Raw genomic sequence first — 18,380 nt, 5'->3', positions numbered from 1 at the left:
AATGTCCTGTACTAAATCTTCATATTTCAAAGTTTGACCACCGAAAAATATCTGAAGACTTAGTACAAACTGATTAACACAAAATGTGTTAATCAGTCTCAACCATAGTTAACAAGGTTAAACAATATGATAAATAAACTTACCCGTTAAATCAACTTCATTCTTTATAGAAACCTCTTATACTTTCACTTTGTGTTTTATTTTAACAAAGATTATAGAGGTAATTAATATGTTGTACCAAATAATTACGATATCACTTATCCTTATTGAAGGATTATCTATATTAGTTTCTTTGAAATTCCTGAAACATATCTACCTTAGTCTTAGTACTAATAATACCTCTATTGTCTTTAATGATGAAAAAAAAGAGGTTTTATCCTTATTTGAAAAGCTACAAGAATTGATAAACCTTAGTATTAAAAGAGAAGAACATATGTTACATACAACTTTTCATTTAGAGCAAATAGAAATGTACGTAAAAATGGTTTTGAGTAAGCTTGAAACACTAGAAAGAGAGCGTTCTTAAAAACATTAATTAAAAAATATGTAATACTAGGTTCTTATATCTTTAAATTATGATATAAGAACCTAGTGTATTTTTATTAATTATAGCTATTGGTTTTAGAAAATTTTTATCCTGTTTTATTTTTTGATTCACCCCTTGCTTAGTATAGTTCCATCTTTTAGCTAAGTCTATTATTCCCAATAACTTCATAAGTTTTTGTATTCGATTTGTACACATCATTATTTAAACGCACCCATTGACGAAAGTCAATGTATAAGCACGCAGTTAGCAAAAACTAAATGAACTGACTATATCTATTATTTCACCACCTTATATAAATCTTTACCATCTTTTTTATTATAAAGGGGTTTAAGAAGGGGGCATACCGCCCCCTCATACTACCCCCTATTCTACACCTAGGTAGGGGTGGGTTACTCGGCTATTTGCTAAATTATATGAGCAGTCTTCGCTTATCATCACTAGCCATTTGAGATTTGAAGAATGGGGTGATATATTTGGTAATGCTAAAGCAACAAAAGTAATTATCAATAGACTGACACATCATTATCACATCATAGAAACCGGTAATAAAAGTTTTAGAGGTGGAAAAGATGTAAATTAGCAAAAACTATAATTGAAAATCACTAATTGAGTGTAACTAAATATTATCTAAATTTTAATTTAGATTCGATTAGAATTTAAATTAAAAAGTGCTTAAATTAACTAATTTTTAATGCGGTTAGGGGGGGCAATAGTTCATTACAATAGGGGGGCAAAACCTGATTACAATTTACAAGAAATCCAAGAAGCTTTAAGAGTTGGCAAAACCAAAGCTTCTATCTGTAGAAACTTTGGCATTAAACGTTCTACTTTGTATGATACTTTAAATCGCCTAACCACAAATAATTAAGATACGAATGCTAACGTGTACCGGCATGAAAATTAATGTAAATGTTACTGATAGTAAATGTTATAATGCTTGAAGTTAAACTGATAATGTTATAAAATGATTGTAAGTTTTAAATGTAAACATACTGAGAAATTACATAATAGAGAACTAGTTAAACGTTTTGAGGCTTTTGGCGAGCAGGCACGCAAAAAATTATATATGTTGCATACAACCATTAATTTAGAAGATTTACGTGTTCCGCCTTCAAATCGTCTAGAAGCTCTTAAAGGTGTACGTAAAACCCAATATAGTATTCGTATCAATAAGCAATGGCGTGTGTGTTTTGTTTGGTATGACGGAAATGCTTACGATGTAGAAATTGTTGATTATCACTAATTTATTAAGAGGTATTAGCTATGACAAAGAAATTATCCCTTATTTCACCTGGTCAAATTCTTCTTGAAGAATTTATAGAGCCTATGGGAATAAGTCAAAGCCAACTAGCTCGTGATATTGGTGTACCTGTTAGCCGTATAAATAATATAATTAAACACCATCGTTCTATCACAGCTGATACTGCTCTAAGGCTTGGGAAATACTTTAATGTGAATCCTCGCTGGTGGATGAACATGCAGAATCAATACGATTTGGAATTTGCCGAAGATAACGATTGGAAGACCACAGAACAAAAAATACGTACTTTATCTGTAGCAAGTTAAACATTCATTCTAAAAATCTAATCATAGAGCAAGTTGTGATTAGGTCAAATTGCTTTTATATGTCTGACAATACTAAGATTTACCAATTTAAAGTACATCTTAAAGATATAAGTCCAATGATTTGATGTAGATTTCTAATTCAAATTTAGCTTTGCCTCTGCTTTTGAATGGTCTTGAATAGACTTATTAGTGTTAAGATACATGCAAGTACAACATATGTAATTAGGATTTAAAAACTAAATAAAATTAAATTTTTCTTATGAAACAATATCATTACTTAGTGATTATTATATTATTTATATTTAGTGGTTGTACACAAAAAAAAAAGATGACCTCACTATGTGACTCAGGTTGCCAAAAAATATATATAATAGCACCAACACAATTAAGGTTTAATAAAAAGCACCAAATTCAGGTGGTAGTAATTATTGATGTATTTCGTGCTTTTACTACAGCGGCTTATGTCCTAGACCGTAATCCAACAATATATATGCTGGCAAAAGAAAGTACTATCATTTCTCGTTTGGCAACAAATTTCAATAACCCTTTATTAATTGGGAAATCAGAAAAAGGAGTAGATCTCATTTATGATATTCCAAATTCTCCAACAAGAGTTAGAGCTGTTACTATAGCTGGTAGAAGTGTATTACATAGGACAGAAGCAGGGGCTTGGGGAGTTCTTCTTGCTAAGGAAGCAGATATAATACTTGCCGCAGGTTTTGTTAATGCAGGTGCAACTGCCGAATATATTAAAACACTATCAAATGCAAAAGTTATAATAATTCCTATGGGACATGAGGGTACAACTCCTTCCCTAGAAGATAATGTTTGTGCTGAATATATTAAAGATCTCATTAATGGAAAAAAGACAAATTTGACTAAATTTTTGTCTATACTTCGAGAAAGTTCAGGCAAATACTTTTTTTCTCAAGACCAGTGGCAATATCCTAAAGAAGATTTTTTTCGGTGTCTTAAAATAGACCACTTCAATTTTATAATCAAGGCAACTATTATGGATAATTATGCAATCCTAACTCGTGGTAATTAACGTTCTTAAAGGTAAGGTTTCCGGTACTATTCCTAATAGTTCAATAATTAGATTTCTAATCCCATATCCTTGCCACTTAAGCTTATTAAGGGTAGATTTAGTCATATTTTTCCATTCTTCCCGACTTACTGATTGTTTAATATCATACATGTAAGCAAAATAGGGAGTATTTATAGCAAAATGCATAGGGTGAATAGTAATAACTTTTGTTGCTTGATTCAAAACAATATTCCGCAACCTTTCATCCAGTTGCATTGGGTGATTACGCCACAAATATCCACCATCTTCCAAAGAAATAGGGACTTCAAGAAAACCAAACCGATCTTTAAAAGGAGTAATTATTTCTAGATCCGTACATACATTTGATGATATTAACATACCTGCCTCAAACATAGCTTGCTTAGATAAATTACATGTGGCAAACCGATGACAACGGAAAGCTGCCAAATTATGAGGCAAATCCATAACGTGCTTTACTACCTCTGAAATTGTAGTACCATGTGATGAATTTGTACCAAAATACGGATGGAGTCCTATTTCAATTTTATTTATAACGGCTTCTACTATAGATGAATTATGGGTACTAAAAATAGTAGGAGTAATCTTTTTATCTTCTAAAAAAGCTAAGATTCCTTCTATAGCAGGTTCACATGCCCAATCAAGGTCAACAGTTACTATAACACTCATAAGCACATCTCATGAAATTTACGAAAACGTTCTTCGTTAATATCATGCTTTGCAAATAATTCTGACATTGAACCATAAGAACGCAAGTCTTCGGTACGTTTACTAGTTGACCATGTATCATCATCTCTCATATATTGTGCATTACCATAAGACAAGATATTAAATAATGAAGCATCCATTTCTTTATTATCCTTAAAATGCAAACTTATTCTTCTTCCTGATAAGGCTTCCATACTACTATCCTTAAACTGTTCATACATTTTAGTTGAGATTGCATGGGCATTATCTTTTTCAGGGTTGTCGTATGACATATACTGATAAAATTTCCAGCATGATAAGTTACCACCTGCACTTTTTAGAGAATTAAGAATATCTTTAACTTGACTCGGTAATGTTAAATAATTTTTAGTACTAATAACACTGTGAAACTTTAATTCAATACCAGCCTTTGAAATTAAGCTACATTTATTCATAATATTTTTATAATACTCCTTATATCCACCAAAATTTCTACCAATTTCTGTCAAAAAACTATCTTCAGTACTATCAATCGTAACAGCAACAATATCGACTACTCCCTGCATTTCATTAACAACATTTTCATCTAAGTAAGTACCATTGGTATAAAGCTCTATAGTTAAGTTTTTAGCTGGATCTTCTGAACGAAATTTTCGAATATGACGAAGTAACTCAATGAACTCCTTTGGTGGATGTTTACCAAAAATAATTACTTCTCCACCTGATAATGTAAGACGGCGAAAGTTAAGTTTGTGATACAAATGGCTCACTAATTCTTTCTTGGCTTCTAGATTAAGTTCTGCCTTGAGCTGATGCGGTGCATCTTCAAGTACACAATAACTGCATCTTAAATTACAACGATTTGTTATCATCCAATAGCCTTTGTAATATGAATCACTCATACATTCCTCCGTTTTTATTAAGCTACTAATTTTTTTGATACCTTAATAGAGTTCTTGTGTAATTAAGCGATCGTTTAATTACACAAGAACTCTATTAATAGTTTTAACAAACTTTCCACCAAAGTAAGTTAAAAATTCTTTATCGTATTCACTATCTCCAAATGCTTCAACTGTTCCAGACCAACTAATATGATTTAAAAGTCTATGAATTGCACGTAATTTTGAGGACTGCCAATTAGCTACAAAAGCTATTTCTTGATAAATTTCAACATGCAAATCAAAAATATCTAGTAATAAACTTATTGGCATAGACATTTGCACAACTTGTTTTGACACAGTTATCTTCCTTGCTTTTGGAACTAAGGATTGTAACTTTTTAATATCTTTCAAATCAATTGGGGTAATAAATAGTATATTACCTTCACCGTCAGCAATTACAGCACCGCTATAGGCTATAATCCAATCTACTTTTAGATTGTTCTGCCTAATCTCTTTAAGCAAATCATTAAGTGAACGTGCACTACATATAATTTTTGTTGAAAATTGCTGGAATTTTGACATGCATTTTTTTGTTCTTTCATAATCATTTTTATGAAAAAGTGTACCGTCAAAATCACTTATAGCTACAGCTTTTTTATTATGAATTTTTGCTACAAGTAACCTCTCAAGTATTTTATCACTATAAAGTTTACCAATTTCAAGCGACATTTCTGATAGTTTAGGTAGATTATTAAGCACTTCTTCAATAGCATCTAGTGCTTCATTATTATTACTTACGAACTTAGCATAAGGTAAATCTGATAAGAATTCAGCGGCAGCATTATTTTGTATTCTTGCTATATTCGGTATACCAGAAGCAAGAGTTTCAAAGATTGAGCGACCAAAGGTTTCACAAGCTGAGGTAGAGATATGAATGTGTGAATCTTCAATAGCCGATGCAAGTTTAGCTGGAGGTATATAGCCGGTTAATTCTATAATGTTATCAAGTCCCAATTTTTTAATTTTATTCTTAACCGCATTATAATATTCCTGATTTTGAACTGGGCCAATGATACGGAGTGTTGCCTCAGAGAATCTGTTTTTCACTTTAGCAAATAAATCTATTAATCCAAGAGTATTTTTTTGAGGCTTGATGCTACCTAAACTACAAAATACCGGTAGTTTATTAAAAAAACGAATTTTAGGTATAAGTAAACTTGTATCTACACCTCTTGGAACTACTTGAATCTTTCGTTTCGAAACTGCATAAAATTCTATTAATTGCTTTTTTTCCAAGTAACTTGGTGTTAAGACATTTTGAGTATTAGCTAGAGTCAAAAACTCCATTTCTGTATATTTGGATGGTACGTTTTCGCCAGATGCTTGGTAAGAAGGCGTCAAAAACATAGGGAATGTCCATGTTTTTATCTCTTCCCGTAATTTAATATCAATAAACCCAAATTGCATTGATATATGGATAAAAATTATATGAGTAAATTGCTGTTCAACAGATTTTACTTTTTTTGCAATAAACTCAGCATTAGCAAGCCTTTTTTCAAACCGATTATCCAAATTCACAGGATAATCAAAACTCCAAGTTGCTGACGAATTGGTTTGTCCACCAAATTGCATTATGCTTAAGCAATTTTTAAAACCTCGTTTTAGGGTATCTACCAACCTAGCTCCACCATCACGTTGAGTTTTATCAGGACTAAATTTTTCTGTAACTAATAATATTTTCATGTTTAGATACACCTTTACTTTTAGGATTTGGTAACAAAAGATTTACTTTATTCTGTATGTAAATACTTACAAAAATCATTGATTAAACAAAATATGTTGGTAAAAGAAATTTTTATATCTAAACCCTTATCGGGTTAGATATATCCTTAAATAATTCTTCATAACCTTTAAAAATTTTTAACCAACAAAATTTATCGTCCAAAGGCTTTCTAACTTGAGGATATTTTAAAATCTGTTCAACCTGATTAACTATTTGTTGAAAATCATTGAAGTTAACCAGTAATCCACGATCGGCTGTAATAACCTCTGGCAAAGCACCACTGTTACCAGCTATTATAAAAGTTCCTGCTGTTAAAGCCTCTAAAATAGAACGTCCCATTCCTTCTGAATGAATATATGAACCACCGGGAACTTCTGTTACTTTATCACAACTTAATTGCATGTAAATATCTGCATTGATAATCTCTTCACATATTTTTTCATTTTCGAGTACTCCAAGAAATTCTACAACTGAACTCAGATCATTCTTATCTACTAGTCCTTTTATTTGTTCAAGTAAAGAACCTTCCCCGGCTAACCTCAACTTAAAGCTATAGCCTCTTAACACTAACTCATGAACCAAAGATATCATTAATGAATGATTTTTATATGGAACAAAACGAGCGGCACAGAAGATAGTAAAAGGTTTATTATCTAAAATCCTTGCTGCCTTTAATGCAGATATATTTACTCCACCTACAAAACGTTTAAAAGGACATTTTATACCAATTTTACTTAAACGATTTTCCGTGTAAGTAGAATTGGTTATTAATAAATCTACAGTATCATTTAAAATATCAACCCAATATGATCGCCGCATAATATATTCTGACATTTTTCCACTAATCAAAGAAGCTTTCAAAATTTCATTACCACCTGTACGGTATATAAATTTAGTTTTTGGAAATATATTACGAAGTTGTTTAAGATCTTCTATCCATCGCCCACTATTAAAAAATATAATAACTGGATTAAATACATTATCTAATTTATTTAAATTTATTGGTTTAGTTTCTTTGTTTAATATAATACAATCTTGCCCTTCAGCATTTTTTGTAATTATACTCAAAATAGGAAACCTAGAATGAGTAGTGAAATATTCTGTAAAATATTTGGCATGCATTTCCATGCCACCGATTAATGGAGGAAGACGATCAGCAAAAAATAGAATACCTAACTTTTGCATATAGTTTCTTTTTTAAATTCTTGTTCCAAGATATTAACTATCTTCTCTGCTGCGTAACCATCCCCATAAGGAAAATGCACTCTTGACATTGCAGCCAGCAAATTCGGATTTTTTAATAAATTATTGCAATTCTTTATAATATTAACTGATTTTGTTCCTACTAATATACCTGTATTAGCTTCAATTACTTCTAATCTTTCAGTTGTATCTCTAATAATGAGTACAGGCTTTCCAATAAATGTTACTTCTTCTTGTATCCCTCCAGAATCAGTTATTACAAAAAGACATTCTTTTAGCAATTTAATAAATAGAACATGATCTATTGGTGAAACTAAATCAATATTATCTATATCTGATAATAACTTCTTCACAGCCTTACTTATAGAAGGATTAGGATGTAAACAAAATATTATTTTTATATCTAAAAACCGTTTAGAAATATTATGTAAAGCATTACAAACTTCCTTTAGCACTTCACCATGATTTTCTCTTCTATGAATTGTAACTAAGATAAATTTTGATTTATAATCTGTTTCCAATCTATATAATTTGTTATTAATAAGTCTTACTGCATCTATGGATGTATTACCTACTACCCAAATTTTATCAACTTGTACCCCTTCTTTGATAAGATTGATTTTTGCTTGATTGGTTGGCGTAAAAAAATAAGTACTAAGTTTATCTATAAAACATCTATGTACTTCCTCAGGCCATGGTGAATATATATTACCTGTCCTCAAACCTGCTTCAATATGTGCTAATGGTATACGCAAATAGAAACTAGCAAGGGCTGCTACAAAAGCTGTTGTAGTATCTCCTTGAACAATAATTAAATTTGGTCTTGATTTTTCTAATATATTACTAAATTGTGATAACATATGCACTGTGCTTTGGCAAAGAGAACCATTACTTTCTATAGGTTCAAATTGATAACTGACTTTAATGTTCATATCTAAAAGCAAAGAATCAAGTAAAGATGTATGTTGTCCAGTTATACATATCTCATTCTTAAAATACTTATTATCCTTAAAAGCTGTAATAACAGGGGCAAGTTTTATCGCCTCAGGTCGTGTCCCTATTACTGTCATTACTGTTTTCATTTTATAAATACTCCGGTAAAATCAAGAAAAATTTTTTCATGAAACAAATGGTTAGATATATCCAAAAATTCATTGTGAGCAACTAACACAACCACCATATCTGCTTTTATTAGTAAATAATTTATTGATTTTATATTTTTAACATATGGATCAAAAGCAATAACATCAAATTCTTGTTTAAGAGTCTCAGTTATTATGATAGCCGGTGATTGTCTAGTGTCAGGTACATTAGGTTTATAAGTTAGACCTAAACAAGCTATGGTTCTAACATTATTTTCTTTTGCTACTTTATTTATTTTCTGAATTACCCAATTAGTTTTATTGATATTAACTTCCCTTGCTTTTAGTGTTAATTGGGCAAATCTAGGTGCTGCATTTGCTAAAAAGTACGGGTCTATAGCTATACAATGACCACCCACACCTGGACTTGGTTGTAAAATATTTACACGAGGATGCTTGTTCGCTAACCAAATCAATTCATTTATGTTTATATTAATATGATCAGCAATCATAGATAACTCATTAGCATAAGCAATGTTAATATCACGATAGGTATTTTCTGCAAGCTTAACTGCTTCTGCTGTTTTTGAATCAGTAACTTCTATCCCACCATGAATAAATGATCTATAAAAATCAGATGCTCGTATCCCAGATTGTCTGTCTATTCCCCCTACAACCCTATCATTATGTATTAATTCATTAAGAATATTACTAGGTAATATTCTTTCTGGACAATAAGCTACAAATATATTAGCACAAACAGCTCGAAGTTGTTTAGCCATTATCTCGGTTGTTCCTATCGGACATGTTGATTCAATAATAACCAAATTATCAGTTCTAAGATAAGGTGTAATAGATTCAATTGCTGCATTTATATAAGAGATATCTGGTTTGTTTTCTAAATTTAAAGGAGTTTGTACAGTAATTATATAAATATCGGAATGTTCAATCTTTGTAGATATTTTGATATTCCCATCATGCATTCCTTTTATAAATAAATCTTTTACTTTTGCTTCAAAAGTAATATGATTAGTTGTATTTATTCTCAATATTACCTTTTCATCAATATCTACCCCGAGAACTGAATAACCTGAATTTGCTAAAACACAAGCAATAGGAAAACCTATATATCCTAACCCTATAATACAAACTTTTTTATCCATTTTACTCATAATTTTGGCTTAAACTGTCATTTTCAAAATTATTTTACACTATTTATGCAACATTAAATTGCACTTATTAAACTCTCTAGGTTCTATGAACAAAATGTATGATAATATTCGTTTTCCAAAGACAAAAGGACTACCAAGAATGAGTACTGGTATAAGATACTTTTCTTTTTGAAAACTTTATATTACACCGTCAAGTTAAATGATAAGTAATTTATATTAAAATTGAATTAATAATTTTACTAGTGATAATAAGAAAAATAATATAGAAAATTGTAAGAATAAGTTTTTAGTTGTAACAATATCACACTACTTGTATAAGTAGGCGTTCTGACATAGAACCCCAGATTTTTTTGATTACGAGCAGAATTGAAATTACTAATTGACAGTCATGAGAATAAGATATAGTCTTCATAATCCTAGGTTAATATCTTAGCTTAGCCTTTGTATGCCTTCTCCCACGATGGAAGATTTAGTTGTTTGACAAGTTTATATTTACTTTTTATCTCTGCTGTTGGTCGTTGCAGCACAAATCAATAAATGGTTATTTACTAGCATTTAATTTACAAAGCAAGTAGATTGCTAGATGTATTAATAAGTTAATTCGATATCTTTCATTATTTCACCTATATTTATAGAATTACCTTTATTGTAAAACGTATATTGACCGAGAAAATGAATATGATGATGCCAAGCAACTGGCGATATTTTCTTTAGTATTGTCAAAAATTTTTTATTATTGGCAAGGTTTCCATATTTATCTAGCACTCTAGATAAAATAACGGAGTTAGAGCTTGTCCGCAAACTAAGTAATAGAAGTAATCCTACGAAGAAGTAATCGACTCATAGCCAAAAAAATTATATTTTCACTAGAATCAGTAAGAAAATCATACTCCTTGGAGAGCCTTCTATTTCTATTTATCCAAGCAAAGGTTCTCTCAACAACCCATCGCCTTGGCTGTACTTTAAACCCAACTTCCCTTGTTGGCAATAGTTCTAGTGGTGTATTTTTTGGTATCCAAAATCTGCACACTGGTCGTTTAACAATTTCTAAATCTATGTTATACTTTTCCTTAATGAGACCCTTTAAATCTTTAGACTGATACCCCATATCAGCCCACATTTGTTTAATAGTAGTGTACTCTTTTTGCATGTTACTGAGTAGCACTGTAGCTCCGTATCGATCATTCTCATTCGCAGAACCGACATAACAACCTAACACAAAGCCTTGTGTATCGGTAATAATATGCCTCTTTCTGCCCTTAATTTTCTTAGCTCCATCATAACCTTTAGCTCCACTTTTTCTGTTGTCTTGACAGACTGACTATCTATTATGCAAGCACTAGGATACTCATTTCTACCTAATTTTCTTCTAACATCCTTGATAAGTTCATGGTTCATACGTTCAAATACACCTTGCTTCTTCCATCTTCTAAATTGTTCATATACTGTCTTCCAAATTGGAAAGTCATGCGGCATATATCTCCACTGACACCCAGTACGTAATACATAAAAAATTGCATTCAAAATCTCTCTTTTGCTATGTTTTAAAGGTCTACCTCCCTTTACATACGATACTTGAAACAACCCCTCTATCCTTAACCATTCTTCATCTGTTAAATCTGTTGGATAATTTTTTCTGCTCATTCTTTTATACTTCTTACTAATAATACTTTGTTCACTTCATCATACCTTAATTTTAGTTTGAGGACAAGCTCTTAGACAAAATTTATTGGAATTAAAAAATACAACTACAAATTAAATGATTGACTTATTCGTCACGACAGCTCCATTAGTAATAAATCTTCTAGTAATAATGAATGTCCTAAAACTGTACATTCTTGTGGTAAGCGATCACCATGGGTTAAATAACTGAGTAAATTCTCGATTACTTCTGGTCCGCAATTATTATATTTTTGTGGTTCTAGCTCTGTTTCTACCAAATTGACCCTATAACCGGGGTATGTGGTTGACATTTGGTGAGTTAATTGCACTTTCAATAAACTTGGTATAGTGTTTTGTTCTGAATCCATGTAAATAATGTTGATATCACTAGCAGTCTTTTCTATTACAATCCCTACCCAGTGTTTACCATATAAATTTAGTGGTACTAATAATCTATCTTTAGTTGCCTTTAAATTAGAGATAATTTCATTAATTAATTTTTCCCCTTCATCCTCAAAACCTTCCCATACATAATTTGGACTGATTATTTTATATTTATCCAAGTTAGCACTTTCAAGCCTGAGTTGTAATAATGCTTCCATAGCTACTTTGCTATATTCATTCCAGTAATTCAAGTAATCGTAATCATTTAAACCATTACCAGTTGCATTACTTTGATCTTCCCTCGCTAGAAAGCCTTCTAGATTTAAATCATAAATTATTTGCCAATATTGTTCTTCATTAATCAGGCGTCCTCTAGGTATTCCAACAATATTTGGAGCATTTGGAACATCTGTATTTTTTATATAGTTAAGCATCTCTACGATTGATGATGCGTAATAATCTCGAACTACTCCTTTAGTTCCTTTAGGAGTATTTAATACATCGTTGCAATCTACTTTTAGAGCCTCCCAAAATTTTCCCTGTATCAAATACTTCTTAAGCATATCTCTATATGGTTCTGATCCAGTTGAGGAAGCTGCACCAAGAGAGCCTGCTTCATTACGATGGTGTACTAGCTCCATTGCTATAGCTGGCATATGTTGTGATTTAATTTCCGAATATGGGGTGTCTTGGTATGAAGCTTGTGGTGGCACGTGATTAATTTCAGTATGTCCTTGCCGTATACCACCAAACTCTTTGTTCAATTGTCCATAAGAACCACCAAAAATGGAAAATTCTAGGTCTAGTCCATTTTCAAGGCGATCAGCATTTGTTGCTCCTCCCATTAACCAAATAGACTGACCTTTTTCATATAGATATTGTGGAACTCCATGATCAATTGACTCTAGAAATGCCATAACTTTCCTAAAAACTTTATGTTTAAAGCTATTCTTTGCTTTATCAGCTATTTTAATTAATTCACCACTACTATAAATTGCTTTCCAACGAACCAAGATGATCTAGTTGAACAGCTAGGGAATCAAATAAACAATTATTCGCACCAGTTGACTGTATCTTAGTCTTATCCTCTACTTATATGTGGTGTATAATGAGCATCCTTATAATCAAGCTCTACCACTTTATTGCCTGATCCGTTACTGTGCTTTTCACCAATAACCACTGGTTTACAATTAGGTTTATCCTTAAAATGTACAGTGATAGTTACTTTCAAGGCTTTACTTATTGCATTCAAATCAAAATAATTACCTTGTCGATGTGTACTGACATCAGCTTCATTTGTTATTTGCTTAAGAGGTCATAACATTTCGTACATGTCACATGCTTTGTTAAAGTCAGTAGTACTGTCTTTATCACGACGAAGGTTTATGATTACTTTTTGGTAAGTTTTCTTTAGCTCCGCTTCACTATTCCCAAAGACCTTGTTAAAATGATTAACTTCTAAAAAATCATATGCTTCCCTAATGTGTTGAAATCTTATACTAGCTTCCTCATTTGGATTCTTGTCAGGATGATTTCTAAGTGCATTTGTTTTATAAGCTTTACGTATCTCTACCCAAGAAGCTCCTTCATCAAGTCCTAATAATTTTAGGGCTTCTTGGCATTTATTTTTATGTGCATCACTTTCCTCACTTTTCCTCTGCCGGTTTTGTTCACTATCAATTGAATCACTAGCTTTACTCTTACTTGCTGATGAAAAAACCTCTTGGCTTACTTTACTTAAAGTCGGTTCTACTACACAAGTATGAGCAAATTTACCACTAAGATGGATAATTAAACTGTATATTTTTTCTGTTACTTGCTTGCTAAGTTGCTCTATTAGTAGATCAACATTGTCGTTCTTTAGGATATTACTCCTCTGCTCTTGCAACTTTTTATCCATTCGATAGTTTAATTTCTTACAGAAATCTTGCGGATACTGATTGATTCTATCTGCTGTAACTATACTATCAATTACCAAAGAAGTTGCTTTTATTTTCCAATTATTCCCGTGCCTTGCTACTCCAAGTGCTATTTCCTTTGCTATCTCCGCTGCTATTTGTCCGTTGCTACCGGTAATTATTTCTGAGGCTAACTCGAATATCTTAATTTGTTCTACTAACTGTATCTTCATTCTATCTATTTTCTGAGATAATGTACCACTAATTTTTTTTTGAATTTGTGGTTTTAAGCTAGTGAGTAACTCCTCTAACCCCTTTGTTACTATTTTTTCCATTATTACAGATCCGGCAACATCCATAATAGTTTCCTTTCCTATACTCTTTGTTACTACAGAAAGCTTTTCAAGTCGGGATAATTCACCAAGTTGTTGTGCTTTTAATGATTTTTCAAGCTTTATTTTTGTTAAGGATTTCTCTAGCATTTTTTCTATATCGTCTATTTTATCAGCGACTTTATTGCATATAGTCTTCATAGTTTTACTATTCTTAAATGCTTTGGATAAACCTCTACAAGCTTTTATTGAGTTATTTAATATCTTCATAGAACTTGCTACCGCCCCAATACCCATGGTTGCTATACTTATTCCATAACTAATTAGTTTTCCCTTAATATATTCGGCTTCATTAAATTCTGTTTCGCCGCTGCTGATTAGCTCCATTACAATATCGCATATCCCTTCAGAAATCAGTACCCCAGCAGCTGGACCTGTTACTATTAGCAAGGGCGGGAATACTAACCCAGCTGCTAAAGCTGCTAAACCTGAACCAATTTGGGCTTGTGCCCTTGTAATTACATTATCAGGAACATCATGTACTTCTCTTGTTGAATAGATTGCGTTTAGCCCTACAAAATTTAATTCTGAGATTTCAGCTTCAGTAATTGCCTGCTTCAGTTGTTGATCTGCATTATCATTAGTATCTAAGGTTTTTAAGTAATCAGGAATCTTTTTATGGATGGTTACCCCATCTTTAAATTCCTCTTTAATTTGATATAGTAGACCTCCAATTACCTTACCATCTTTGTCTAGGCACTCTATGATATTGCGGTAAGTATTTAGACATACCATTCTTGACTCTAAATGCTTTAAGAAAATATTTTCTTTGTCATGTACTTCAGGTACTATTAATATATTTTGAAAATCTTGAATTTGACTCTCGTCAGTTTGAGGATTAGCAAAGAAATATTTCTGAATATAGCTAACCTCTAGGTCTAGAGCCTCTTTTGCTTTTTCTAAAGCCGATATGGCTTTGGTTTTGTATGTTTCATCTTTTTCAACATTTATAGAAATTACCTTTGCTAGAGCTTTTTTAAATCTTTCCATCATTTGCCCACCACGTTCCATGGCAATTTCAAAAAGTTTGATGTAAGCCGAGTGTAATATCTCAGGAGTTTTAGTTAATGCAATGGCGTGATTTAAAGCATTCTCTGCGTCCTGCAATTGTTCATTTAATAAGAAAGCGTCTGCCTGTCTTATGCTATAATAAGGATTATGTAAAATCTTCCCACCCATTATAGATTTAGTATTGGGAAGTGAGATAAAAGCTTCAAACTCTTCTTTAGCTTTTGTTTCTGTTAGCTCTTTGCCTTTAAAGTTCTTTGCCTCAAGCCAAAAAGCCCAAAATTCTTTAATATCTTCTAATACATAATGAAAGCCTAATATACCTTGATTCTTACCCTGCAAATCTTGATATTTTTCTGAAAATTGACTAAATAATAAATCTTGGAAATTTAACTCTAATATTTTACTTTCTTGAAGCTCCTTTATTCTCTCCCGTTCTTTCTGATTTCTCGCTTCTTTTATGTTTTTAAAAGTAAAATCACTATCATTTAGTCGTTCAATATCAATACCTAAATTTTTCACCTCGCTTACTTTGATTATTAATTGTGCAGTACCTTTCTTACCCTGACGTGCAGTTCTACCAAAAGCCTGATCTTCTACTCTTTGGTTGCACAGAAGGAAAACAACGCACACATGCAACCCACCGTTTTCTTCCAACTCTTTAGTAGTTTGAAAATCTGTTCCTCTGCCCGCTATGTTAGTAGCAACAATTATAGTACCAGCTTTCAGCTCTTTTGGGATAATGTCACTATCATCTCCATAAGGCTTGATAGAGAAAATTGTTTTTGTTAATTTCTGTAGAACCTTTAATGCTTTCTCTATATTTTTTAAATCTTCAATCGTCTCACAAATAATTAAACAAGCCCTGCCACCTTCGATCTTTTCTAAAGCATCTAAAGCAACAACAGTAACAAAGTGATCATCTGCTACGACTATACCACCTAATTCATTAAACTTTTTTGCTTTGTATGTAGGGATTTTGGCGTAATCTACATTATAGATAGATGATAATAATTCTTGCTCTGCTATTGAACCTAAAGTACCTGTAAGACCAAATATTTTATTGCCGTATTTTTTGATATATCCAAGATTAGAGATAAAACTACTAGTTAGGCTTTCACTGGTAAGATGTAAATTATGCTTCAATTGTACAAATTGGTGTAACCCATGCGACCACACTGTATTTTTTAGTGTGACTCCAGTATTTGCATAATCAACTGGGATTATAACGTTCTCATCTTCCTTTTCCTTGATAATATATTGTCTATTTTCATGACAACCATATTTTGCATAAATAGCGTTATCAATCCACTGCTCTAATTTTGCTTTTTTATAAACCTGAAGATGCTCAGGTATTAGAGTATCTATTTGGCTAAAATCACTTGCCTTTATTTGAGCTTTAATTGTTTCTCTTGCGGATTTTGTTAATTCATGTTGGAAGCTTATATATTCTGTTTCCTTGTCTTTTTCAGATTTACTGCTTACTTGTAACTCTTGTGCCTTTTCTCTTAGTTTTTTATCAATTTCTTTTTCTAAACTTTTCTCTGCTTTGAGTAACTCTTGCCATATTTTAATATAAACATATCTTAAACTTTCCATACTAGGGAAAGGAGTTGACAATTTCGCAATACTGCCAGCATTATCTATAATCATGCTATCTACTTCATCTAGAATAACAGTAGCAAATTCTCTACCTGCACGGATACCCAAGCCCAAAAAAGTGTCTTTGAGATAATCAAATTGAAAATTACCTATACTACCGTATAAAACATTTGCTTTATAACATTCCTTATTTTCATCAGTATTATTATGGGCAACGCTTATACCAAAAGCGTTGTAGAAATTTTCTCTCTGTTCTACCCCCTCTCCTGCAAGAACATGGTTGCTGGTAATAATATCTACAGTTTCTCCTTGAAGTACTTTAATAACTGCCAATAATGATACTATAGTAGTTTTACCTTCACCTGTATGAATTTGACATAATTTCCCTTGGTTATTTTTTGTTTGTAAAAATACCAAAATAGATAATATTTGAGTGTCTCTTAAACGATGTCCGTCAGTGGTGATTAATTCATTAACTCTATCCATTATGGCTATAGCTTCGTATATATCAATAGCAGTGAGCTTTCCCTTTTTTGAATCAGCCCAACTCCTAATATCTGTTAGACTCTTACTATTCCATAACAGAGAAGAACTTTTTACTTGGTTAAATTGTTCTCTTAATTTGTCTTTTAATGTTTGACTTTCTAACGAATTATCACCATCTTCTCCTAAGACTATTTCGCTTAATAATTGTTCTAAATCCTTAACGTTTGGCTCTGTAGACTTATTATTAGTACTAAGTGGAGGCTCTGTTCTTTTTTCTAGATGATTAGTTTCTTCAGCATTAGCATTATCTATTTGTAAACTACCATTATTTTGCTGCGAACTATTTTCTTGTCGAACCTTTATTAAATCAAAAAATGGTTTTACTTTGTCATAGTCTAAATTTAGTTTTTGGCAAGTATCTTTAAGTAGGTTTTCTAATTCCTCGTTTACTTTATATCTTGCTAACAAATCAAATATTTGAGTAAATTTCCTTAGCTCTTCAGAGTATTGTGATTCTATTATATCGTTAGCTTTGCGTATAAACAGACTAGCTATCGACTTAGTAGTATTTGCTGCAAGTGTCGAGCTTTTATCTACCACTAATTCTTGTAGGGTATCAATAGTTTCTATTGTTTTTTCTTTGACACTACTCGCGACTCATCTTCGAGATAAATATGAGCAGAAATTATGCTATAGAACGTGAGTATTATGCGACGAGTGGAGTGTAGAATTAAATTCTCGTTACTGACTACATGTATGAACCTCCTGTAAAATGCAAGAAAAAAATAACATCTAATAGCAAAAATGCAAATGCATACATGTATCCGGCTTATAGTTAATAAATTATGTGTAATTTATCCTACAGCCCTGATGGAATTCGCTGGCTTACAAATTTACTATATACTTATCATTTTATCGGCTTCAAAGAGCCATTGTAGTCATCAGTTTTTTTGTAAGCTAA

General features: G+C 31.8%; 17 protein-coding genes. 5 read left to right on the top strand and 12 right to left on the bottom strand.

The window, feature by feature from the left end; genetic code table 11:
* Positions 1 to 229 precede the first annotated feature (229 nt).
* A complete protein-coding gene (locus tag AAHN03_RS06805) occupies positions 230 to 526 on the top strand; it encodes a hypothetical protein (RefSeq protein ID WP_341762362.1) in 297 nt (98 codons plus the stop codon).
* Positions 527 to 568: 42 nt separating this feature from the next.
* On the opposite strand, the gene AAHN03_RS06800 is transcribed toward AAHN03_RS06805, so the two are convergent.
* Positions 569 to 715 carry a hypothetical protein gene (locus tag AAHN03_RS06800; RefSeq protein WP_341760889.1) on the bottom strand — a complete coding sequence of 49 codons (147 nt, stop codon included), beginning with the start codon at positions 713 to 715 and terminating at the stop codon, positions 569 to 571.
* Positions 716 to 992: 277 nt separating this feature from the next.
* Here AAHN03_RS06800 and AAHN03_RS06795 point away from each other — a divergent pair, with 277 nt between their 5' ends.
* The 4 genes from AAHN03_RS06795 (at position 993) to AAHN03_RS06780 (ending at position 3,161) form a co-directional block, all read left to right on the top strand.
* Positions 993 to 1,127 carry an ATP-binding protein gene (locus tag AAHN03_RS06795; RefSeq protein WP_342278576.1) on the top strand — a complete coding sequence of 45 codons (135 nt, stop codon included), beginning with the start codon at positions 993 to 995 and terminating at the stop codon, positions 1,125 to 1,127.
* A gap of 384 nt (positions 1,128 to 1,511) precedes the next feature.
* The gene (locus AAHN03_RS06790; RefSeq protein WP_341760887.1) at positions 1,512 to 1,790 is read left to right on the top strand and encodes a type II toxin-antitoxin system RelE/ParE family toxin; all 279 of its coding nucleotides are present in this window, start codon (positions 1,512 to 1,514) and stop codon (positions 1,788 to 1,790) included.
* Between the two features lie 20 nt (positions 1,791 to 1,810).
* Entirely contained in the window at positions 1,811 to 2,113 is a 303-nt protein-coding gene (locus AAHN03_RS06785) for a HigA family addiction module antitoxin (RefSeq protein WP_341762363.1), read from the top strand.
* Positions 2,114 to 2,372: 259 nt separating this feature from the next.
* Entirely contained in the window at positions 2,373 to 3,161 is a 789-nt protein-coding gene (locus tag AAHN03_RS06780; RefSeq protein ID WP_341762364.1) for a 2-phosphosulfolactate phosphatase, read from the top strand.
* On the opposite strand, the gene AAHN03_RS06775 is transcribed toward AAHN03_RS06780, so the two are convergent.
* From AAHN03_RS06775 to AAHN03_RS06725, 11 genes are all read right to left on the bottom strand, one after another.
* Positions 3,144 to 3,848: a hypothetical protein gene (locus AAHN03_RS06775; protein ID WP_341757692.1), complete on the bottom strand. Its 705-nt coding sequence runs from the start codon at positions 3,846 to 3,848 to the stop codon at positions 3,144 to 3,146. The genes AAHN03_RS06780 and AAHN03_RS06775 overlap by 18 nt on opposite strands.
* Complete coding sequence (locus AAHN03_RS06770) at positions 3,845 to 4,768, bottom strand: radical SAM protein (protein ID WP_341760883.1); 924 nt, start codon at positions 4,766 to 4,768, stop codon at positions 3,845 to 3,847. The genes AAHN03_RS06775 and AAHN03_RS06770 overlap by 4 nt, the downstream gene beginning before the upstream one ends.
* 78 nt (positions 4,769 to 4,846) lie before the next feature.
* Entirely contained in the window at positions 4,847 to 6,490 is a 1,644-nt protein-coding gene (locus AAHN03_RS06765; RefSeq protein WP_341760882.1) for a glycosyltransferase, read from the bottom strand.
* Positions 6,491 to 6,608: 118 nt separating this feature from the next.
* Positions 6,609 to 7,715: a glycosyltransferase family 4 protein gene (locus AAHN03_RS06760; protein WP_342278575.1), complete on the bottom strand. Its 1,107-nt coding sequence runs from the start codon at positions 7,713 to 7,715 to the stop codon at positions 6,609 to 6,611.
* A complete protein-coding gene (gene wecB, locus AAHN03_RS06755; protein WP_342278574.1) occupies positions 7,703 to 8,815 on the bottom strand; it encodes a non-hydrolyzing UDP-N-acetylglucosamine 2-epimerase in 1,113 nt (370 codons plus the stop codon). Before wecB ends, AAHN03_RS06760 begins: the two co-directional genes overlap by 13 nt.
* Positions 8,812 to 9,987: a nucleotide sugar dehydrogenase gene (locus AAHN03_RS06750; RefSeq protein WP_342278573.1), complete on the bottom strand. Its 1,176-nt coding sequence runs from the start codon at positions 9,985 to 9,987 to the stop codon at positions 8,812 to 8,814. The genes wecB and AAHN03_RS06750 overlap by 4 nt, the downstream gene beginning before the upstream one ends.
* Before the next feature lie 588 nt (positions 9,988 to 10,575).
* Complete coding sequence (locus AAHN03_RS06745) at positions 10,576 to 10,788, bottom strand: hypothetical protein (protein ID WP_342278572.1); 213 nt, start codon at positions 10,786 to 10,788, stop codon at positions 10,576 to 10,578.
* Position 10,789: 1 nt separating this feature from the next.
* Positions 10,790 to 11,631 (bottom strand): IS5 family transposase gene (locus AAHN03_RS06740; protein ID WP_342278571.1). Its coding sequence is split into 2 segments (ribosomal slippage): positions 10,790 to 11,259 and positions 11,259 to 11,631, totalling 843 coding nucleotides; the frame shifts between segments, so codons are not numbered across the junction.
* Positions 11,632 to 11,762: 131 nt separating this feature from the next.
* Positions 11,763 to 13,046: a Ulp1 family isopeptidase gene (locus AAHN03_RS06735; protein ID WP_342278570.1), complete on the bottom strand. Its 1,284-nt coding sequence runs from the start codon at positions 13,044 to 13,046 to the stop codon at positions 11,763 to 11,765.
* Between the two features lie 68 nt (positions 13,047 to 13,114).
* Positions 13,115 to 13,285, bottom strand: a complete 171-nt coding sequence (locus AAHN03_RS06730; RefSeq protein WP_342278569.1) for a hypothetical protein — start codon at positions 13,283 to 13,285, stop codon at positions 13,115 to 13,117.
* A 63-nt stretch (positions 13,286 to 13,348) separates the two neighbouring features.
* A complete protein-coding gene (locus AAHN03_RS06725) occupies positions 13,349 to 18,019 on the bottom strand; it encodes a DnaJ domain-containing protein (protein WP_342278568.1) in 4,671 nt (1,556 codons plus the stop codon).
* Positions 18,020 to 18,380: the final 361 nt, after the last annotated feature.

The organism is Candidatus Tisiphia endosymbiont of Myopa tessellatipennis, assembly GCF_964031105.1.
Lineage (GTDB): Bacteria > Pseudomonadota > Alphaproteobacteria > Rickettsiales > Rickettsiaceae > Tisiphia.
The sequence above is the reverse complement of the archived record's forward strand: the minus strand, read 5'-3'. Positions and strand labels throughout refer to the sequence as shown.